Raw genomic sequence first — 21,262 nt, 5'->3', positions numbered from 1 at the left:
GCACATGAACGATTTTCGCACCAAACGCATCAGACAGGCCGATATTGCCACCGCGGCCGGCGTCTCCGTCTCGACAGTGTCGCGGGTCCTCACCAATGAGCCCGGCATCAGCGAGACGATCCGCCAGCATATCTTCAAGGTGGCGAGCGACCTCGGTTATCCGTTGAAAACCGCGGCGGAGACAACAACCGGCAGCCTGGCGCTGATTGCCAGCGACAGCGTCACCGGCGGCTTGAGCGTCTTCTACGAGGGCATACTGGAAGGCTTGCGGGCCGGTGCTGCCGAGCGCGGCATGCGCTTCGATATCCGCCTCGTGCGTGAGGCAAGGACGGAGCCGGAGCTGGTGAAGGAATATCTGCAAACCGCCGGCGCCGAAGGCCTCTTTCTCGTCGGCATAGACCCTTCTGAAGACTTATGCCGGTGGCTCGATGCAAGCCGCACACCGACCGTGCTCGTCAACGGCACAGACCCGAAGCTACGTTTCGATGGTGTTTCGCCCTCGAATTTCTTCGGCGCTTATAACGCGACCCGACGCCTGCTCGATGCCGGCCACCGCCGCATCCTGCATCTGACCGGCTCGCATCGTCAGACGATCCGCGAGCGCATCCGCGGTTTCGAGGCAGCGATCGCGTCGGTCGAAGGCGCAGAAGGCCGCATCGTGCCGATGAATTTCCGTGGCAGTTCCAGCCAGGAAGCCCATGACACGACCGCGGCGATCCTGGATGCCGGCGAAGGCTACACCGCGGCCTTCTGCATGAACGATTTCATCGCCGTCGGCGTGCTCGACGCGGCGATCGAGGCGGGCCTGCGTGTACCGGAAGATTTCGCCATCGTTGGCTTCGACGACCTGCCGTGCGCCCTGATGACCAATCCCCGGCTGGCAACGATGCGCGTCGACCGCGCCGCTCTCGGCCGCGAAGCGATCGGCCTGATGATCGCCCGCTTCCGCGATCGCGAGGCGCCGGCCCGCCAGATCTGCCACGGCGTCCTACCGATCGTCGGCGGCACATTACCACCCGAAACCTGAAGCCCAATCCCGCCGCGGAAACGATCGAGAAAGCCGAAACGATGATCTATGCCCCCGTCAGTTCCAATCCGCTCGCCGGCAACCCACTTGCAAATCTCGCCGATATGCGGCGCGCGCTGACCGACCTTTTCGACCCGTTGCTGCCCTATTTTTCCGAAGGCAATGCCCGCGTTCGCATTGATGGCGCCGGGGCGCATTTCGATCGGGCGGCGGCCGACCTCGAGGGCTTCGCCCGCCCGCTATGGGGCCTTGCGCCGCTCGGAGCTGGCGGCGGCGACTTCCAGCATTGGAACCGCTATGCCGAAGGCCTCGCCAGCGGCGTCGACCCCAAGCACCCGGAATATTGGGGAACGGTGAACGGCCGCGACCAGCGCATGGTCGAACTCGCAGCCCTCGGCTTCGCGCTCGCCCTCGTACCGGAAAAGATCTGGGAGCCGCTCGATCAGCGCGCGCGCGACAATCTCATCACCTATCTCAAGCACGCCCGCACCTTCGATTACGCCGATAACAACTGGAAATTCTTCCGCATCTTCGTCGATATCGCGCTCGACCGGCTCGGCGCCTCCTTCGACCGCAGCCTGACGGAAAGATACCTGAACGAACTCGACGGCTTCTACATCGCCGACGGCTGGTATCGCGACGGCGATGTTCGACGCATCGACCATTACATTCCCTTCGCCATGCATTTTTACGGGCTGATCTATTCGAAGCTCGTAGATGACGACCGCGCCAAACGCTATCGCGAACGCGCAATGTTGTTCGCGAGGGATTTCCGCCATTGGTTTGCGCCCGATGGCGCTACCATCCCCTTCGGCCGCAGCCTGACCTACCGTTTCGCCTGCGCCGGCTTCTGGTCGGCGCTTGCCTTTGCCGATGTCGAGGCGCTGCCATGGGGTGAGGTCAAGGGGCTGTGCCTCCGACACTTGCGCTGGTGGGCTGACAAGCCGATTGCCCATCGCGATGGCACCCTGCCGATCGGTTTTGCCTATCCCAATCTGCTGATGTCGGAGAACTACAATTCCGCCGGCTCGCCCTATTGGGCCTTCAAGGCATTCCTGCCGCTGGCAATCCCGGAAACACATCCATTCTGGACGGCAAAAGAGAAGTCACCGGAAAATGAGCCGGCTATCATCCCGCAAAAGCATCCCGGCATGGTGCTGATGCGCAGCAAGGCCGATATCGTCGCGCTTTCTTCCGGCCAGGAAAACCAGCAGATGCGCTTCGGCGCCGAGAAGTATTCGAAATTCGCCTATTCCGCCCGCTACGGCTTCAGTGTCGAAAGCGATGAACGCATCTTCGCCGGCGGCGCCTTCGACAGCATGCTCGCCTTCAGCGACGACGGCCTGCATTACCGTGTGCGCGAAACCAACGAGGAAGCCAAGCTCGCCGGCGATACGCTCTATGCCAAGTGGTCGCCCTATCCGGATGTGACCGTGGAGACATGGCTCGTCCCCGCCGCTCCGTGGCACATTCGCCTGCATCGAATCGGCACGCCGCGGCCGCTGCAGACTGCGGAAGGCGGCTTTGCCATTGCGCGACGCGATCTCGAAGCCGATACGCTCTCATCCGTAACCGGCTCTGCTTACGCCATCGGCGAAGAGGACTTCACCGGCATTATCGACCTCGGCTCGACGATCAGGCGCGAGGGCTTGGCGCAGAAGGCTCCGCCGAACACCAACCTCATCGCTTCCAAGACGCTTGTGCCGCAGCTGCGCGGCACCATTCCGGCAGGAGAGACCATTCTCGTCTCCGCAGTGCTTGCGGAGAAGGATCCCGCAACTTTCGATCACGCCTGGACCAGACCACCGGCCAAACCCGACATCGATGCCCTGCGCGCCCTTATTCAGAATAAGGGCATCTCAGTCAGCGCCATCGAGGCCCCCGGGCGCCTGCCATGACGCAACTTGCCTCCGGTCGTCCGGCCATCGCCCTTGCCATGCAGCCATCGCGCACGCAGCATGTCCTCCCGGATACGCTCATTCAGCGCCTCGATACTGTCGGCCGCGTGCTCGATGCGGCGCCGATGCAACGCTTCGACGACGAGCGCGCGACGAAGCTTCTGGCAGAAACCGAGATCCTGATCACCGGCTGGGGCGCTCCGACGATAGAGGTTGCCGCACTGGCTCGCGCACCGCGCCTGAAGCTGGTCGTCCATGCCGCCGGCACGGTGAAGGGTCTGCTCGGGGAAAGCCTGTTCGATCGGGGCATATTGGTCAGCCATGCGGCGCAAGCCAATGCGCTGCCGGTTGCCGAATTTACGCTTGCCGCCATCATCTTCGCCGGCAAGAAAGTCTTTCAGTTCCGTGACTTTTACGTTGCCGACCGCAATCGCGCGCGGACATTGGCGATGCAGGCGGACGCCATCGGCAACTATCGCCGCACGGTGGGCATCATCGGCGCCTCGCGGATCGGTCGCCGGGTGATTGAGCTTCTGTCGCCCTTCAACTATCGCGTCCTGCTTTACGACCCCATGGTCAGCGACGCAGAAGCCGCCCAAATGGGTGTCGAGAAGACCGAACTGGACGGCTTGATGGCATCGGCCGACATCGTTTCGCTGCATGCGCCCTCCTTGCCCGCAACACGACACATGATCGACGCGTACCGCCTTTCGCTAATGAAGCAAGGAGCGACGTTCATAAATACGGCACGCGGCGCTTTGGTCGATGAAACGGCCCTGATCGCGATATTGCAAACCGGCCGTATCGACGCGATCATCGACGTTACCGATCCGGAAATTCCGGAGGCGGCTTCGGCCTTCTATGACCTGCCGAACGTCTTCCTGACGCCGCATATTGCCGGCGCCGTCGGATTGGAACGGACCCGCCTCGGCGAGATGGCGGTCGACGAAGCCATTCGCTTCATTGAAGGCAAACCGCTGCTCTACGAAATCCGCCGCGAGGACATGGCGCGCATGGCATGACGCGCCGCAGCAGATCCACGAAAACTCCCTGAAATCGCCCCATTTCGGCACAGGCGAACAACCCGTTTTTAATCATTCCGCGCTAGCAATCTCCATGCGCATGACCGCAAAAGTTCGGCTTCGAATTTTTCGCAAAGGATCATGCGCCAACAAAGTTGTTGCTGCGTCCTTTGCGCGCCCGGAAGACGCGCGGCGCAGCAATGAAGAGGTTCTAGTAATGCGTACCCGCGTCCTTTCCATTCTGGCCGTAATGCTGCTCGGCGTGCTCGCGGGCTGTGCGACCGCACCCCATCATACCCGCAACATCTGCGCGATCTTCGATCAGCGCGACGGCTGGTTCAACAACTGGCAGCGAGCCGCGGACCGCACGCAGCGCAAATACGGCGTGCCCGTACCCATCCTGATGGCAACCATCTACACCGAATCCGGCTTCCGGCCGCGCGCCCGCCCGCCGAGGCGCTACCTGCTCGGCTTCATTCCCTGGAAGCGCCCGACGACGGCCTATGGCTATTCGCAGGCGCTCGACGGCACCTGGGACAAATACAAGCGTGAAACGGGCAACTGGGGCGCAAGCCGCACCGATTTCGCCGATGCCATCGATTTCGTCGGCTGGTATCACTACCAGACGCACCTGCAGACCGGCATTCCCCTGAACGATTCCTACGACCTCTACCTCGCCTATTATTCGGGCGCCAAGGGCTACCTTCAGGGATCGTGGCGCGGCAATTCAACCGCGCTGGCCGGCGCCAAGCGCTTCAACGGCATGACGAGAATCTATGCGCAGCAGCTTCCCCGCTGCAGCTGATCCCGACGCCTTCAGGACAAAGCTCCCCTGAGATCGATGAGCCGCGACCTTAAGGCCGCGACTCCAGCAGATTGAGGCCACCATCCGCGCCCCATATGTCGGCGACGGATACTTGCTGGCCCGTGCGGCTGCTCTGCAAGGCAGCGATGCCACACAAGACTGACAGTGCCCCCGCCCGCGATCCCGCACGCTGCTTGAGCTCATCGTTCGGCCCCGAGCGTAGCAGCATGTCGCGCAGCCGGTCGTCGCCGCCATAATGGCCGCCGGACGAATGCGGCACCCAAATGCGCTCGACATCGCCGAAGTTCTTCATGACGACGATCTCGTCGGCAGGCGGCGTCGTCCACTTCTGCTTCTCGTATTGGCGCAGCTCGATGCGCCCCTTATGGCCATTGAAGGCGATATGATGTCCCTCGATCGGCATATAGGTATTGAGGGAATAGGAGACGTTGACGCCGTTGCGATAGCGGATCGAGGCGACCATCGTATCGGGGATATCGATATCCTCGCGGAAGACGCAGGCGTCGCGCACATAGCCGTCGACGGTCGACGGATCCTCGTAGAGGCTTTCGAGCAGCGGCGTGGCGCTGATGTCGAGATAATAGTTGCACTCGCCCTTATACCGACAGGTACGACAGCGCTCGCCGCGGAACGGTCCCTTGCGGCCGTAATGCTTGAGATCGGCAAAGGCGGCGACCGTTTCCGGGTCGGAATCCAGATACCAGTTCAAAAGATCGAAATGGTGTGTCGCCTTGTGAACGAAGAGGCTGCCTGAATTTTCCGTGAAGGCATGCCAGCGGCGGAAATAGTCGGCGCCGTGGCTGGTGTCGAGATACCAATGGAAATCGACTGACGTGACGTCGCCGATGACGCCGGAATTGATCAACTCCTTGATTTTCGCCGAGGTCGGCGCAAAACGGTAGTTGAAAGAAATATCCAGCCGCTTTCCCGTGCGCGCCTCGGCATCGAGGATGCGCTTGATCTTGTCGACGGTCGTCGTCATCGGCTTCTCGCTGATGACATTGGCCCCCGCTTCCATCGCCTTGACGATCAGATCGTCATGGGTGGAATCGCGGGTGCAGACGATGACGAGATCCGGCTTTTCCGTCCGCAACAGCGCGTCGAATTCGGTATAAACAGGCACCGATGCGCCGATATATTCCAGCGCTCGCTTCGCGCGCATGGCATTGAGATCGCAGACGGCGACAAGCTCGACCTCATCACTCCAGCCCTCGACCAGCTCCTTGCCCCACATGGTCGCCCCGCGATTGCCTGTGCCGACCAGGACGTAACGTTTCTTCGATGACTGCATCTGCTCCTCCAGAATCTGCAAACAGCGATGATGAGGCCTTGGCGGCCTGAATTTATCTCAGCGAGGCGCCTATAACTTTGATCAAAGCTCTAAGTCGGCGACCTCTCCATCGCCTCCCAGTCCGGCGAGACCGAAGAGCCGAGACCGACGGCGCCGATGACGGAGCCGATGGCAAGCTGCCCGGCCTCGATCCGCAGCCGCGTGCGGCCATTGCTGACGCGATAGAGATCGGAATGAGCCTTGGCAAAAGCCTCCTGCTCGGCTTCAGGCGCGCCGGCCATGCCGTCGACATAGTGATGCCCGTTGCGCTCGATGTGCGTCATGCCGATTAGCGAGGCGAGCGCCAGATCCTGCTGCACGGCAAGGCCACCCTGCGTGGTCAGGTCCTCAGCCGACATGAAATAGGGAATGCCATCCTCAGCACTCCATTTGGCAACGCGCGCCCGGTTCAATAGCGAGCGATAGAACCCTTTGCACGATTTCGAGGAGATCCCGGTATAGCCGAGCGCCCTTGCCGTAACGAAAGCATCGATATCGGCGTCGGATTCGTCGATTTCCACCGGCTTGAAACCGGCAAGCGCCTTGACCGGCCTCCCGAAGGCATAGGCGCGGGCAATCGGCTGCTCGACGAACAGGATAGAACCGGCAAAGCGTGCCAATCTCGGCTCCTCTTTCACCCGGGCCAGCAGATCGGCAACCGCCTCGGCGGATGAAAACTGCTCATTGCCGTCAAGCGTCACGGAGTAGGCCGGGACCTTGGCGTCTATGACGGCAGAGACGCGGCAGAGACGATCGATATCGGCGTCGGCAACGCCGGAAACCTTGACCTTGAAGAACGTCAGGCGATAGGCGTCGATCGCCTCCTCGAAGCTCTCCGGCAGCCCGTCATTCAGGCGCTCGCTTGCCGGAATATCGCCGGACACGATGGCATCGACAAGTCCAACCGTATGGCGGGCAGCAAGGCTCGCCGCCGGCTCCAAACCCGCCAGGAAGCCGGAGAGGTCGAAGCCTGTGAGGTCACGTGCCGTTGACGCGTCGATGCCGGGGCGGTTGGCCTTGATCGCCTGCGCAACCGCCAAGCCTTCCAGCCGGCAGAGCGCATCGAGGATGGCCCGGTTTGCAAGCGCCAGGCCGAAAGATGCGACCAGGCCGTTCAGCTTCTCAGCCGCTGCCCGCGCATGATGCGAGGTTTCGACGGCCGAGTGCAGGCCGAAAGCCGTTCCCGCCCCCGCTCCGCTTAACGCATCGAGTGCCAGCGCCAACGAACGGCGCAGCTGGTTTTCATTGTCGGCATTGGAAAGCTCGGGCGATTTGTCGAACCACTTCGGCACCATCAGCTCGGCCGCCATCCCCTCCGCAGAGCATCCCTGCGCATCTTCGATGCGCACGCGCAGAAAAATCTGCCGTGCCTCGCGCAAGGTCGCCGCCCCGAAGCGGAAGGGCAGCCGCAGCTTGACCGGGCGCTCGAACGCTTCAGCCTCGACAAGCCTGATTTTCAATGGATCGGTCATGATGCTAGTCGGCTCCCGTGATTGTCAGGCAAGTCTGTTCGCATAGGTGTGAAGGGTCGTTCGTTGCAGAAGCGGTTCTTCAAATCTCCAGCCGGCTCGCATTGCAGCCAACGGATTTCACGCTATCTCCTCCATGCCCGATTCCCTTCAGAATCAGGAAAAGCAAATGCTTGGCCAGTCAAGCAATGTAACCATATAGTTACAAGATCGCGCGTTACCTCCGGCCTTGTCAATCGCCTTTCGGAAATTTCTCGGAAGTCCGGTATTTCGAGCAGTCTATGTGCGAATGGAAGCGAGCGTCACGGCAACAATATGCTCGCCCCAGGCATTCAGCGCATCCGGCGCCGTCAGCTTGCGAGCAAAAATCGTCGACAGCGTATGACGGTTCGACAGATAGAAATAACCAAGCGCCGCGATTGTGAGGTAGACGGAGATCGGATCGACCGCCGGCCGGAAAATGCCGAGCGCCTCGCCACGGCGCAGCACGTCCGCAAGTTCGTCGATAAGATGCGAATGCATGGCGGAGACTTTTTCCGATCGCTGCAGATAATGCGCTTTACGCAGGTTTTCGGTGGCAAGCAGGCTTAGAAACTCGGGGTGTGCGAGGAAGTGCCGCCAGGTGAACAAGGCGAGCTCCCGCATTCCCTCTTCGGGGTCACGGCGCGCGAGATCGAGGTGCTTTTCCGCGTTGCGGATCGTCGCATAGGTCGCCTCCAGCACGGCGAGATAGAGCCCCTCCTTGTCGCCGAAATAGTGATAGAGCATACGCTTGTTGGTCTGTGCACGAGCCGCGATTGCATCTACCCGGGCACCGCCGAAACCATGTGCGGCAAATTCTTCCGTCGCCGCGTCAAGGATCGTCTCCTGGGTCCGCTGCGGATTGCGCGACACCTTCTTCGGTCGTTTCTCCGCCCCCTTGTCAGCATCCATTTGCACTTTATTTTCAGTCTGTTGTCTCGCCCTGCCTGCCATGGACGATCTCCTTCCTGACCGGTGCTTTCAACGACGGATGCCATCGGCTCTCGCATGCCCCGTTTTGACTGCAATGCGATTGGCGCTTGACAGCGGTCGCGTTTCTATCCAACTTGTAACCAAATAGTTATATCATGCAAAGCAGTTCGTAAATCATCGGTTCGCTGGGGAGGAGACCAGGATGACGTTGACGATCGACCGCCGGCAGTTGCTTGCCAGTATGGCAGCGACGCTTGCTATAAGCAGTATGGGACTTTCCCGCGCCAATGCGGCAACCGCGATGCGCCTTCTTTGGTGGGGATCGAAGGAGCGTGCCGACCGTACCTTTGCGGCGGTGAAGGCCTATCAGGCCAAGAACCCTGACATCACCATCGCCGGCGAATCCTTCGGGTGGGACAGCTACTGGACGCGCCTCGCCACACAGACCGGCGGCGGCAATGCGCCCGATCTCATCCAGATGGATTATCGCTACATCTTCGAATATGCCCGCCGCGGCGCGCTGCTCGACATGACGCCCTATCTCGGCAAGAGCCTGGCGATCGACGATTTCGGTGCCGCCAACATCGATTCCGGTAAGGTCGACAACAAGATCTACGGCGTCAGCCTCGGCGTGAATTCCTTCATGGTCGTCGTCAACTCGGCCGCATGGGCCGAAGCAGGCGTCGAGCCGCCGCATGATGCCATGACATGGGAGCAGATCGGCGATGCCTGCGCCAAGGTGACAGCAGCCAAGAAGCGGCGCGGATTCTACGGCACTGGCGATGCAAGCGGCAATGAACCGGCTTTCGAATGCTGGCTGCGCCAGCACGGCAAGGCGCTCTATACCGCAGACGGCAAGCTCGCCTTCGAAGCCAAGGACGCTACCGACTGGTTCGACTTATGGGGCCATATGCGCAAAAGCGGTGCCTGCGTGCCGGCCGATGTTCAGGCGCTCGACCAGCTAACCCTTGAGACCGACATGCTCGTGACCAAGAAGGCCGCGATCAGCTACGCCCATTCCAACCAGTTCGTTGCCATTCAGGGCCTGGTCAAGGAAAAGCTCGAGATCGTCTCCTATCCGGTCGCAGGCCCGGACAGCAAACCAGGCCAATATCTGAAGCCTTCGATGCTGATGTCTGTTTCGGCAACCTCTCCGAACAAGGATGCCGCCGTCGCCTTCGTCAATTATCTGGTCGAAGATCCGGAGGGCACGAAGACGCTTGGTCTCGAGCGCGGCGTCCCCGCCTCGCCGAAAATCCGCGATCTCCTGACCCCGGGTCTGGATGCTGTCAGCAAGCAGGTCGTCGATTATATCGGTCGGCTGACGCCGCATGTCGGACCACTGCCGCCATCGCCGCCGAATGGCGCAGGCGAGAACTCATTCCTGCTGAAGAAGATCGCCGAGGAAGTGGCTTTCGGCAAGACGAGCGCGCAGGACGCTGGAACGAAGTTCGCCGAACAGGCAGCAGCAAACATTACGCGAGGCTGATACCGTGGGTACAAACAGCAAGAGCGTTGCCGGCGGCTTGGCCGTCGGCGCGCGCGCGCCGTTGCGCGTGGAAACCGCCTACAAGGCGCCAGGCGCCTTCGCGCGCAACGCACCCGGCTATCTCTTCCTTCTGCCGTGGTTTATCGGCTTCTTCGGCTTGACGCTGGGGCCGGCGATCGCCTCGCTCTATCTTTCCTTTACCGACTATAATCTGCTCCAGTCGCCAAACCTTGTCGGCATCGACAACTATGTGCGGATCGCGACGGCGGACGACAAGTTCCTGTCGTCGATGAAGGTGACGCTGTTCTACGTCGTCTGTTCCGTGCCGCTGAAGCTCACATTCGCTCTGCTGGTGGCGCTGCTGCTCAATCGCGGCATCAAGGGCCTGCCGGTCTACCGCGCCATTTTCTACCTGCCGTCCCTGCTCGGCTCCAGTGTTGCCATCGCGGTGCTGTGGCGGCAGATCTTCGATGCCGACGGCATCGTCAACACCCTGCTCTGGTATGTCTTCGGCATCAACGGGCCGAGCTGGATCTCCAATCCGGATTATTCGCTCTACACGTTGGTGATCCTCGCCATATGGCAGTTCGGCTCGCCGATGATCATCTTCCTCGCCGGCCTGCGCCAGATCCCGACCGATCTCTATGAGGCAGCCAGCCTCGACGGAGCCTCGAAAGTGCGGATCTTCTTCAAGATCACCCTGCCGCTTCTGACACCGGTGATCTTCTTCAACGCCGTCGTTCAGACCATTGACGCCTTCAAGGCCTTCACACCGGCCTATGTGATTTCGTCCGGCACCGGCGGCCCGATCGACTCGACGCTGTTCTACACGCTCTACCTCTATCAGGAAGCCTTCGGCTACTTCCGCATGGGCTACGCTGCAGCCCTCGCCTGGGTTCTGGTTATTATCATCGCCATCTTCACCACCTTCTCCTTCCTCTCCGCTCGTTATTGGGTCCACTACGATGACTGACGCGAAGCTCACCCATTTTGCCGAGGACATGAAGCCGCCGCGCGAACGCCCGTGGTTCCTCTCCGTCCTCATCCATGTCGCTCTGATCGCAGCATCGATCGTGATGCTCTATCCGCTGCTGTGGATGCTCTCCGGCTCGATCAAGGACCAGAACGAAATCTTCGGCACGGCATCGCTGATCCCGTCGCAGTTCGATTTCAGCGCCTATGCGCGCGGCTGGTTCGGCGGCCAGGTCACCTTCGGCAAGTTCGTCTGGAACTCGGCCGTCATCGCCGTGCTTTCGGTCATCGGCAATGTGATTTCCTGCTCGCTGGCAGCCTATGCCTTCGCGCGGCTGAACTTCTGGGGCAAGAATTTCTGGTTTGCGCTGATGCTCGGCACGTTGATGCTGCCCTATCACGTCACGCTGATCCCGCAATATATCCTCTTCCTGAAGCTCGGCTGGGTGAAGACGCTGCTGCCGCTCGTCGTGCCGAAATTCCTGGCCGTCGACGCCTTCTTCATCTTCCTGATGGTGCAGTTCTTCCGTGGCATCCCGCGTGAGCTGGACGAGGCTGCGATGATGGACGGCTGCAGCGCATGGCGCATCTACTGGCGCATCATGCTGCCCCTGTCGCTTCCCGTTCTGGCGACAGCCGCGATCTTCTCCTTCATCTGGACCTGGGACGACTTCTTCGGACCGCTGATCTACCTCTCCGACATCAACACCTACACGGTGCAGCTCGGCCTGCGTTCCTTCGTGGACTCCACGGGAAGCTCCGACTGGAGCAGCCTCTTCGCCATGTCGAGCCTGTCGCTGATCCCGGTCTTCCTGATCTTCCTCTTCTTCCAGAGGCTGCTGATCGACGGCATCGCAACCGCCGGCCTCAAGCGCTGATTATGAAACTGCAGTCCCGAATGCCCAAGATTTGGGACTACGAACCAACAAACCCATGAAAGGAAATGTCGCATGAGCGCGCTGCGCTTTGCCGCCATCGGCCTCAATCACGATCATATCTACGGCCAGGTCAACGTCATGCTGCGGGCCGGCGCCGAACTCGTCGCCTTCCATGCCGTGGAGGACGATCTCGCCGCCGTCTTCGCCGGACGTTTCCCGCAAGCGAAACGCGTCGCCGACAGAAGAGAAATCCTGGAGGACGGTTCGATCGCGTTGATCGTCAGTGCCGCAATCTCCAGCGAGCGCGCCGGCCTTGCAATCGAGGCCATGCGCCACGGCAAGGACGTGATGCTCGACAAACCCGGCATGGTGACGCTGGATCAACTCGCTGATGTCAAAAAGGTGCAGGCCGAGACAAAGCGCATCGTCTCCATCCTCTATTCCGAACATTTCGAGACGGCATCGACCGTCAAGGCCGGCGAATTGGTGAAGGCAGGCGCCATCGGCAAGGTCATCCACACGACGGGCCTTGGGCCCCATCGGCTTCGCAAGCCGACCCGGCCAGACTGGTTCTTCGACCGCAAGCGCTATGGCGGCATCATCACCGATATCGCTTCGCATCAATGCGAGCAGTTCCTGTTTTTCGCAGATTCCCTCGAAGCCGAAGTGCTGTCGGCAACGGTGTCCAACCGCGCCAATCCCGATACACCGGGCCTGCAGGATTATGGCGACTTCCACCTGCGTACGCCTGACGTGACAGGCTATGTCCGCGTCGACTGGTTCACGCCGGACGGGCTTTCCACCTGGGGTGATGGCCGCCTCTTCATCGTCGGCACCGAAGGCACGATCGAGCTGCGCAAATATATCGACGTCGCCGGTCGCCCCGGCACCGATCACCTCTTCCTCACCGACCGCAAGGGCATGCAGCATATCGACTGCACCGGGTTCGACCTCCCCTACGGCCGCCAGCTTGCCGCCGACATAAGGGACCGCACGGAAACGGCGATGGGTCAGGAACATTGCTTCAAAGCGATGGAGCTGGCGCTGAAGGCGCAGGCGCTCGCTGAGGCAACATCGCTCAAGAACATTCAGAGGTAATTGCGTCATGTCCGACATCAAGAAAGTCGCGATCATCGGCCTCGGCATCGGCCGTTCCCACATTACCGAAGGCTATCTGCCGCATGCCGATCGCTACGAAGTTGCCGTTCTCTGCGATCTCAACGAGGAACGCCTGAACGCCGTCGGCGACGAATTCGGCATCGAGAAGCGCGTCAAGGATTTCTCCGAAGTGCTCAACATGCCTGATATCGACATCATCGATATCTGCACGCCGCCCGGCTCGCATTTTCAGTTGATCATGCAGGCACTATCAGCCGGCAAGCATGTCGTCTGCGAAAAGCCGCTCGTGGGATCGCTCGCGGATGTCGATGCCGTCATCGCCGCCGAAAAGACGGCCAAGGGCCGGCTGATGCCGATCTTCCAGTATCGCTACGGCGACGGCATCCAGAAAGCCAAGCGCATCATCGCTTCAGGCATCGCCGGCAAGCCTTATGTCGCCACGTCGGAAACGCATTGGGTGCGCGGCGCCGACTATTACGCCGTGCCCTGGCGCGGCAAGTGGGACACCGAGCTCGGCGGCGTGCTGATGACCCACTCCATCCATCTGCACGACATGCTCACCTATCTGATGGGGCCGATCGCAGGCCTCTTCGGCCGCGTCGCAACCCGCGTCAACGATATCGAAGTCGAGGATTGCGCCAGCGCCAGTCTGCTGATGGAAAACGGCGCGCTCGCCACCATCAGCGCGACGCTCGGCTCGCAGGAGCAGATCAGCCGCCTGCGACTCGCCTTCGAAAACGTCCTGATCGAGAGCAACCACGAGCCCTACAGCCCCGGCCAGGATCCCTGGAAGATCGTTCCGGCCAATGATGAGATCGGCGCAAAGATCGACGCGCTGCTCGCCGACTGGTCGCCGATCCCGAACCGTTTCAACACGCAGATGAGGCTGTTCCATGAAGCGCTGGTATCGGGCGGACCGCTGCCGGTGACCACAGTCGATGCCCGCCAGGCGCTGGAGCTGGTCACAGCCTTCTACGAATCGTCGGAAACACGCACCGAAGTCCGCTTCCCCGTCGGGCCGGAAGCCAAGAAATACAAGAGCTGGAGGCCGTCATGAACGTTGCCCCGCGAACCACCAGAACCAACAAGGAGGAAGCGCCCATGGCGACAAGCGTATCGCTGCAGAAGGTTATCAAGCGCTATGGCGAGCTCCAGGTGGTTCACGGGATCGACCTGGAAATCGAGCCGGGGGAATTCACCGTCTTCGTCGGTCCCTCCGGCTGCGGCAAGTCCACGCTGCTGCGCATGATCGCAGGTCTCGAGCCGATTTCCGGCGGCGGGCTTTACCTCGACGGCAGCCGCATGAACGATGTCCCTGCCTCCAAGCGCGGCATCGCCATGGTCTTCCAGTCCTATGCGCTCTACCCGCATATGACCGTCTACAAGAACCTCGCCTTCGGCCTCGAAACAGCTGGTATGAAAAAGCAGGACATTCAGCCCCGCGTCGAAAAGGCAGCCGAAATCCTGCAGATCAAGCAGCTGCTGCAGCGCAAGCCGAAGCAGCTTTCGGGCGGCCAGCGTCAGCGCGTCGCCATTGGCCGCGCCATCGTCCGCGAGCCCAACATCTTCCTCTTCGACGAGCCGCTCTCGAACCTCGATGCCGAACTGCGCGTGCAGATGCGCGTCGAGATCGCCCGCCTGCACCAGCGGCTCGGCAACACCATGATCTACGTCACCCACGACCAGACCGAGGCCATGACCATGGCCGACAAGATCGTCGTGCTGAATGGCGGCAAGATCGAGCAGGTCGGCGCTCCTCTCGACCTTTACAACAGGCCGAAGAACAAGTTCGTTGCCGGCTTCATCGGCTCGCCGAAGATGAATTTCCTCGACGCGAAGATCGTCGCCTCCGACGACGGCTCCGCCGTCATCGACCTCGCCGGGCAGACAGTGCGCCTGCCGCGGCGGCTGGGCGGCCTGCAGCCCGGACAACCCGTCACCCTCGGCGCCCGCCCGGAGCATCTGAATGTCGGTGACCGTGGCGTAGGGCTCGGCAATGCCCGTGTCGATCTCGTCGAGCATCTGGGCGGCCAGACGATCCTCTATGTCACGCTGCATGGCGGCCAGGCCCTGACGGTCGCGCTGGAAGATCAGCAAAGCATCCGCGCCGGCGAAACCGTCAGCATCCACATCGATCCCGAGCGCTGCCATCTGTTTGGCCCGGATGGGGTAACTTTGTAGGAGCATGTTGAAGCAGGTGGGGGCCATCTCGCCCCTGGCGGGCGAGATAAGTCTCCGCATTTGCCGTGCCTTGGCTAGACCTCGACGATCCGCCGGCTGCCGATCGAACGAATCTGGCCGGATGGAATGACATCGGCCGGAACGCCTTTCCGCCGATACAGGCGAAGCCGTCTGCTGCCGGGCGCAAGATGAAACCAGTCATCCTCCGCCCGATAGGCTTCCAGATCGATCTGTACCGATTGCGCAAAACGGTCGGTGCTCACATCAAGGAACCAATCCTCGCCCTCTTGCGCCGCCGATGCCGCAATCTCGGCATCGTGGAGCGCCTTGCTCCGCCCCAGCGGGAAGTAAAAGGCCTGAGCGATCACAGCGCCCGTTGCCTGCACCGTCAGCCGCGCGACCGTGACATCATGCGACGGCGGTCCGAAACGGAAGGCATAGGTCGTATCGAAGAAGGCGCCGAAAAGATCAGTGCATGCAATCTTTTGCTTGCTGCGGGCTTCGAGCACCAGATCGCGACCGCCACCAACGACGACCTGACGGCCATCGCGCAGGCAGGAGACCTCGACGGTCAGGTCGAGCGCCGCATCGCTCTCATTGATGACATGCACGTCGAGGCCATTGGTGCCCTCATCCATCAGCAGCACCTGCACCGGCCGGAAGGCGCGGCGCAGCCCATACCAGACCGGCTTCGGCTCGCCGGTCGAGTCGATTACACCCCAGCCGGCGCCGGGAAGCAGGTCTTGCAGCGTCCAGACGAGCGCGCCATTGCAACCGGAACCATGACGACGCCATTCGGCATAGGTCTCTTCAGACACCTCGCCGGTCACGGCGCGGGAAAGATTGAGATAGAGATCGGGATCTTCCCGTCGCAGGCGGTTGGGCTCGAAGCCGTAAAGCTCCTGAAAATAGTGATCGCGCACATCCTCGAAATCCCAGGACGCGCCGCGATCGCGCGGCACGCGCTCTTTCCATAGCGGGCTATGGACTGCGGGAACCGGCAGATGCTGTCCAAGCGTGCGGGCTTGCGGCACATGCGCAAAAGCCAAGCTTTCGGCGGCAAAGCGGACATCGGCACGGCGCGCATCGGCGAGCGGCCGCATATAGGCGCCAACGCCGTAGTAATGCGTCACACCGGCGTTTGGCGAAAACGGCATCGGCCCACCGGAGGGCGAATTGAAGACATAGGGCACATCCGGCCGGAGCGATTGCGCCAGCGGCGGGATGATCTCTTCGACGATCGGGCTCTTCCAGAACTGTTCCGGCAGCCCCATCATGGCGGCCTGCTGGTGGATCTCGCTGCCGCCGCAAAGGACTGCCAGAGATGGCGAGAGGCGTGTGCGGCTCAGAAGCTGCGAAACCTCCGATTCGACATGGGCGTTGAAAGCCTTGTCGTTCTTCGGATAGTCGAAATTGGCGAACATGAAATCCTGCCAAACCAGCAGGCCGAGCTCGTCACAAAGGCGGAAGAATTCCGGCGTCTCGTAAGCCATGGTGCCGCCGATGCGGATCATGTTCATGCCGGCCTCAGCCGCCAGCCGCAGCCAGCTCTGGTAATCGTCGCGGCCACCGGGCAGCCGTGCGATATCCGCTGTGGTCCACACCGCACCCCGGCAGAAAATCCGCTCGCCATTGAGGATCAGCGCGAAATCCTGTCCGTCGGCGCCGCGATCGACCGACAGCCGGCGAAAGCCGGTCTGCCCAAGCGCGTGCTCGACACCATCGACGACGAGAGCAACATCATGAAGCTGCGGCACGCCATGCGTATGCGGCCACCAGGGCATCACGCCGGGAATTTTCAGGATTGCGGTATAGTGGCTAGCCCCGTCTTTCTCAAAAGCCTGCTCGGCCTCTCCGCACTTCAGCACCAGCTCTTCGACATCGCCCTCGATCAAAAGCGAAGCATAGAGCCTGCCCTCGCCATTTTCGAACAGGTCCGGCCGCAGCGAGAGATCGCGGATGACGGGCGCACTCGGCCGCAGCAGCGAAATCGGCCGCCAGGGACCGACCGCCTGAATCTCCGGGCACCAGCCGGGCATATGGCCGAGCAGCGTCGTGCGCACCGTCCGCAAGCCTTGCGGCGTGATCATCTGCGGCCGCCAGCGGGCGCGAGGCCCTGGCTCGGACAACCTCGGCTCCAGCGCACGGAAGCAAAGCGCCAGTTCGTCGCCGCCAAGCAACGTGACGTCGACGTCATGGGCTTCGAACATGCTTTCGGAAACGAGGATTTTTTGGCCGTTAAGGAAGACTTCGCAAAGCGTCGCCAGCCCTTCGAGCCTCAAGACCGCCTCACCGGCCTCAGCATCCACCAGACGGCATATGTACCAGGCATCGCGGTCGTTAAGAGGTTGAGGCTTCGTCCGGTCGAAACGCCCGGCCTTTTCCAGTGCCTCCGCCACCGTGCCCGGCACGGGCGCCGGAATGAAGCCTGAGGTCAGCGGCACATCTGACGGCAAGATGCAGGTGCCTGCATCCGTCAACACCAGATTGCATCCTTCGCTCAGCCGCATTCCGCCGCCGAGATCCGCCAAGCGCCCGCCCATGACATTTTCGGGGGATTTCCCCCGCCCCAATATGTTCAGAAATAACCCAGCCTTATGATGATCGAATGGAAGCCGATCAAAGCTTCCGTTCAAGCTCGCCCATCATGGCATCCCACGCATCTGCGGCCGGATCAAGGGCCGTGCGCAGCGGCTCGAATTTCTTGCGCGTGACGGCGCGGGCCAGCTGGAACTGCACAGACTTCGCCGTCTCGGAGATTTTCCGCGCCTCAGCCGCTGCTTCGGACAGATCGGCCGAGAGCCAGTCGAAATGACTGCCGGCAAGCTCGAAATTGGCGCCGAGCTGACGCAGCGTGTTAAAAGCGTATTTATGGAAGAAGCCGAAAGGCCGTTCAGCGATCGCTTCCACCTGCGTGGGGAAAACCGACGCAAAGGCACGGATCGGATTGGCGCCGGGGCGACGACGGAAATGGAATGACAGAAGCTGCCGCGCAGTCTCACGGATCGCGGCTTCGGCCGGTGCCTTCTCCGGGAATTTCGCAAATTCCGTATAAGGCAGGAAGGGCAGGTCCTCATCCGTCAAATGCAGCTGGAACAGCCCGTCGAAATCCTCACCCGATAGCTGGAAGAACCCGCCATTGTGGAAGTAATCGAGCGTGCGGCCCTCCATGTCGAGCCGGTTGATCGCCACCGTCGTCTTGCCGTGTTCGCGGCGATAGCCGATCCCTTGAGTATCCGGCATGAAGAAGGAATCCATCTCCACCAGACAGAGCCGGCCGCGGCCGATCTGCTCGGCGACATGGTTCTGAACCTTGTCGTAGATCGCAAGTTCGGTACAGCGCACGCCATAGAGCGCTTCCAGATCCTCGAGCGGCACCTTGAAGAAGGTGAACTGGTCGCCCTCGAAATCTTGGCCCACCGTGAAGCCGAGCATGGCTTCCGGCGGCAGCTTCAGGCTCGAAAGCACTTCGATCCAGAGATCGACGTAGCAATTTGTCTCGGGCCACATGCGCTCGCTGTCGTGCAGCGCATGTGGCTTGTAGGCGGCGGGATCCAGTCCCTGAAACACGGAAGCCATGGAAGCGATCAGCCCCACAGCGTCTTGCGTACGCTCTCGGGCCATTCCTTGACGTCGAGACCGTGGGTGTGGAACAGCGCCAGCGCGATGCGCTCCAAGCCGAAGCCGACGCAGGCCGTGTGCGCAACGCTGCCATCGGCAAAGTTCAGGCCCCACTTCGTGCCGAAGGCATCCTGATGGTAATTGAAGCTCATGCAGGCGGTCGGCTTGGCGACGGAGGTGATCGGGATCAGCAGCTCGAACTTCAGATTCTGGTCGCGCTGGTTGTTGGCAAGCATCTTGCCGGCGCGGCCGAAGAACGGGTCGTTGGCGACATCGATGGTCACGTCGAGGCCAACGGCCTTCATCATCTCGACACCGCGATCCATCCAGCTCTGACGGAAATCAGTTACATGCTTCTCGCTGCCCATGCAGACATATTCGCGCATGCGGAACAGCTGCTGACGGGCCGGATCCTTGGAGGGCTCGTGGCGGAAACAATACGACTGCAGGTCGTAGAGGGCGCCGTTTTCCGAAATGGCGCCGCGCTTGGCAACCGTCGGATAAAGCGGATAGCAGGCAGCCGGTGTCAGCACGATATCAGTCGCCTGCTGGTCTTTCGTCCAGTCGTTGCCGACTTCCATGCACTTCAAGAGGCTCATATGGTCGAGCTCGTTGCCGCAGAAGCTGTGCACCGTGCCGGCAAGCTGCGGGAAGCTCTTCATGTAGCCGCTGGTTTCGAAGAAAGCGCGATTCATGCCGGGCGGAAAGCGGATGGCTTCGGCGCCATCGGCACCGCCGAACGTGTCGATCAGACGCTCGAAGGCGGCAATGACGTCTTCGAATTGGCCGCTGCGGCCATAGAGACCGTCAACGCCGGTGTCGATCAGCAAACCGGAATCGAAAAGACGGTCGAGAAACGAGGATTGCATATCCATGACGATTACCCCAACAGGCTGGTATCTTGTTTGTGGACGAGCAGCATGGTCGACGTATTGCCGAGAATGCGGTCGTTCGAGATCATCAATTGCGCCGAATGCGCGTCGCGCAGATGGCGGCCGAGGCTGTAGGGCGTAGCGTTCTTGTAGCCCATGATGCCGCAGATCAACATCGCATGGTTGATGATCGGCAGGATCATCTCCGACGACGCGATCTTGACGTTGTTCATCGCCACGGCAAAGGCCATCGACGACAGACGATCGGCATCAAGCTTCGCCTCTTCATAGGCCTTCAGCCCGGCAACCACATTGGACTTCACCATCTGCAGCATGCTGGAGGCTTCGGCGAGACGCAGCGCGCCGGGCGGCGGTGCACCAGGAGACTTGCGGGCGGCGGCACGCACGAAGGCCTGCGCGCGGGAAACCGCGTCGGCGGCAATGCCGTACCACACGCCGCTCCAGAGAAGATGCGAGCTTGCCAGCATCGATTGCGCGGCGATCTCGGCAAACGGCTTCGGCAGGATCTGCCTGGCCGGAGCCTCGCCCTTGAAGAGGAAGCCGTCGGAGCAGGTGCCGCGCATGCCGAGCGTGTTCCACTCGACCGTGCGCTTGATATCGTATTGATCCCTAAGGAAGCAGGTCAGCACCTGGTCGGAAGAGGCCGCCTCGGCGTGGCTACGCGAAGTGATCAGGATGGCGTCGGCATGGGCGCCATAGGAGATGACGGTCGCATCCTTTTCGAGATAGCAGGTTTCGCCCTCGACCTTGATCGCGCAGATGCTGTTGCGCAGATTGCCGCCGATCCCGCCCTCGGTCGTTGCCGAGGCCAAAAGCAGCTGCTCGCTTGCGATACGGCGCATGAAGTCGCGGTGCCATTCGCTTTCGGCACCATGCTCGACCAGGCTCGAAAGCTTGATGTGATGCATGGCAAAGACCATGGCGCTGGCGGCGCAGGCCTGGCCGAGGATCGAGCAAAGTTCGGCAATCTCCGTGATCGAGGCACCCTCGCCGCCAAATGCAGCGGGGATCTGGATGGAAAGCAGCTTCTCGGCGCGCATGGCGTCGACAGCTTCGCGTGGGAACCGGCCCTCTGCATCGACGGCATCGGCGTGTTGGCTGGCAATCGCCGCGACGCGGGCGGCACGTACTGCCGCTCCCTCGCCCGTCCCAACCTCAATTCGAGCGACCGCCGCAGTCATCACGCGACCTTTCTGCCGTCCAGGATCATGCCGACGGTTCTTTCGATCGCGGCGATGCTGGCAAAGGACTTGCGGTTCAGCAGATTGTCCGGAAACTCGATGTCGAAGGCCTCCTCGATGCCGAGCATCAGCTGAACGGAGGCGAATGAGGATAGCCCCGTTGCATAGAGATCAGCATCGTCTTCGATCTGATCGACAGCGACGGGAAGCGCACCGAACTTGGCCAGCAAATCGCGAATCGTCTTATTCATAGTCTAGTCCCTTCTGGCAATTGCAAGCATAACCGTGGTTACGCAGTCTTATTATCGCCAAGAAGTAACAGGCAAAACAGAACATTCCGCTAATCGACGTGGTAAATACAGCCGACTTATACTTTGTAGAATAATTCTATATTCATCATTT

At 61.1% G+C, this 21,262-nt stretch carries 18 protein-coding genes; 10 read left to right on the top strand and 8 right to left on the bottom strand.

From position 1 onward, the window contains the following. Nucleotides 1-4 precede the first annotated feature (4 nt). The 4 genes from QD461_RS05435 to QD461_RS05420 all read left to right on the top strand — a co-directional run bounded on the left by QD461_RS05435 (nt 5) and on the right by QD461_RS05420 (nt 4,752). Entirely contained in the window at nt 5-1,027 is a 1,023-nt protein-coding gene (locus QD461_RS05435) for a LacI family DNA-binding transcriptional regulator (protein WP_414086795.1), read from the top strand. A gap of 41 nt (nt 1,028-1,068) precedes the next feature. Continuing rightward, complete coding sequence (locus QD461_RS05430) at nt 1,069-2,925, top strand: DUF2264 domain-containing protein (protein ID WP_414086794.1); 1,857 nt, start codon at nt 1,069-1,071, stop codon at nt 2,923-2,925. Continuing rightward, nucleotides 2,922-3,947, top strand: coding sequence for a hydroxyacid dehydrogenase (locus QD461_RS05425; RefSeq protein ID WP_414086793.1), 1,026 nt, complete (start codon nt 2,922-2,924; stop codon nt 3,945-3,947). The genes QD461_RS05430 and QD461_RS05425 overlap by 4 nt, the downstream gene beginning before the upstream one ends. A gap of 217 nt (nt 3,948-4,164) precedes the next feature. Continuing rightward, the gene (locus QD461_RS05420) at nt 4,165-4,752 is read left to right on the top strand and encodes a transglycosylase SLT domain-containing protein (protein WP_414086792.1); all 588 of its coding nucleotides are present in this window, start codon (nt 4,165-4,167) and stop codon (nt 4,750-4,752) included. A gap of 49 nt (nt 4,753-4,801) precedes the next feature. Here the strand turns inward: QD461_RS05420 and QD461_RS05415 are convergent, their stop codons facing one another. The 3 genes from QD461_RS05415 to QD461_RS05405 form a co-directional block, all read right to left on the bottom strand. Beyond that, nucleotides 4,802-6,064, bottom strand: a complete 1,263-nt coding sequence (locus QD461_RS05415) for a Gfo/Idh/MocA family protein (protein ID WP_414086791.1) — start codon at nt 6,062-6,064, stop codon at nt 4,802-4,804. 89 nt (nt 6,065-6,153) lie between these two features. Next, a complete protein-coding gene (locus tag QD461_RS05410; RefSeq protein ID WP_414086790.1) occupies nt 6,154-7,575 on the bottom strand; it encodes a mandelate racemase in 1,422 nt (473 codons plus the stop codon). Nucleotides 7,576-7,851: 276 nt separating this feature from the next. Then, a complete protein-coding gene (locus QD461_RS05405; RefSeq protein ID WP_414086789.1) occupies nt 7,852-8,547 on the bottom strand; it encodes a TetR/AcrR family transcriptional regulator in 696 nt (231 codons plus the stop codon). 181 nt (nt 8,548-8,728) lie between these two features. Between QD461_RS05405 and QD461_RS05400 the strand changes: the two genes are divergently transcribed. The 6 genes from QD461_RS05400 (at nt 8,729) to QD461_RS05375 (ending at nt 15,165) form a co-directional block, all read left to right on the top strand. Then, nucleotides 8,729-10,015 (top strand): ABC transporter substrate-binding protein, encoded by a 1,287-nt coding sequence (locus QD461_RS05400; protein ID WP_414086788.1) that lies wholly within the window; start codon nt 8,729-8,731, stop codon nt 10,013-10,015. A gap of 37 nt (nt 10,016-10,052) precedes the next feature. Further along, complete coding sequence (locus QD461_RS05395; protein ID WP_210325566.1) at nt 10,053-10,988, top strand: carbohydrate ABC transporter permease; 936 nt, start codon at nt 10,053-10,055, stop codon at nt 10,986-10,988. Between the two features lie 28 nt (nt 10,989-11,016). Then, a complete protein-coding gene (locus QD461_RS05390) occupies nt 11,017-11,865 on the top strand; it encodes a carbohydrate ABC transporter permease (protein ID WP_414087070.1) in 849 nt (282 codons plus the stop codon). A gap of 72 nt (nt 11,866-11,937) precedes the next feature. Further along, entirely contained in the window at nt 11,938-12,963 is a 1,026-nt protein-coding gene (locus QD461_RS05385) for a Gfo/Idh/MocA family protein (RefSeq protein ID WP_414086787.1), read from the top strand. A gap of 7 nt (nt 12,964-12,970) precedes the next feature. Next, complete coding sequence (locus QD461_RS05380; protein WP_414086786.1) at nt 12,971-14,041, top strand: Gfo/Idh/MocA family protein; 1,071 nt, start codon at nt 12,971-12,973, stop codon at nt 14,039-14,041. A 44-nt stretch (nt 14,042-14,085) separates the two neighbouring features. After that, nucleotides 14,086-15,165 (top strand): ABC transporter ATP-binding protein, encoded by a 1,080-nt coding sequence (locus tag QD461_RS05375; protein WP_414087069.1) that lies wholly within the window; start codon nt 14,086-14,088, stop codon nt 15,163-15,165. Between the two features lie 74 nt (nt 15,166-15,239). Here QD461_RS05375 and QD461_RS05370 read toward each other — a convergent pair whose 3' ends face one another. The 5 genes from QD461_RS05370 to QD461_RS05350 form a co-directional block, all read right to left on the bottom strand. Continuing rightward, nucleotides 15,240-17,708 carry a glycoside hydrolase family 2 protein gene (locus tag QD461_RS05370; RefSeq protein WP_414086785.1) on the bottom strand — a complete coding sequence of 823 codons (2,469 nt, stop codon included), beginning with the start codon at nt 17,706-17,708 and terminating at the stop codon, nt 15,240-15,242. A gap of 76 nt (nt 17,709-17,784) precedes the next feature. Then, entirely contained in the window at nt 17,785-18,744 is a 960-nt protein-coding gene (locus QD461_RS05365) for a DUF1839 family protein (protein WP_414086784.1), read from the bottom strand. 8 nt (nt 18,745-18,752) lie between these two features. Then, on the bottom strand, nt 18,753-19,661 hold the full coding sequence (locus QD461_RS05360; protein ID WP_414086783.1) for an amino acid--[acyl-carrier-protein] ligase: 909 nt from the start codon (nt 19,659-19,661) through the stop codon (nt 18,753-18,755). Nucleotides 19,662-19,666: 5 nt separating this feature from the next. Further along, entirely contained in the window at nt 19,667-20,860 is a 1,194-nt protein-coding gene (locus QD461_RS05355; RefSeq protein WP_414087068.1) for an acyl-CoA dehydrogenase family protein, read from the bottom strand. Continuing rightward, nucleotides 20,860-21,111 (bottom strand): acyl carrier protein, encoded by a 252-nt coding sequence (locus QD461_RS05350; protein WP_112796009.1) that lies wholly within the window; start codon nt 21,109-21,111, stop codon nt 20,860-20,862. The genes QD461_RS05355 and QD461_RS05350 overlap by 1 nt, the downstream gene beginning before the upstream one ends. Nucleotides 21,112-21,262 lie beyond the last annotated feature (151 nt).

This window comes from Rhizobium sp. BR 314 (assembly GCF_047445805.1).
Lineage (GTDB): Bacteria > Pseudomonadota > Alphaproteobacteria > Rhizobiales > Rhizobiaceae > Rhizobium > Rhizobium lusitanum_B.
The sequence above is the reverse complement of the archived record's forward strand: the minus strand, read 5'-3'. Positions and strand labels throughout refer to the sequence as shown.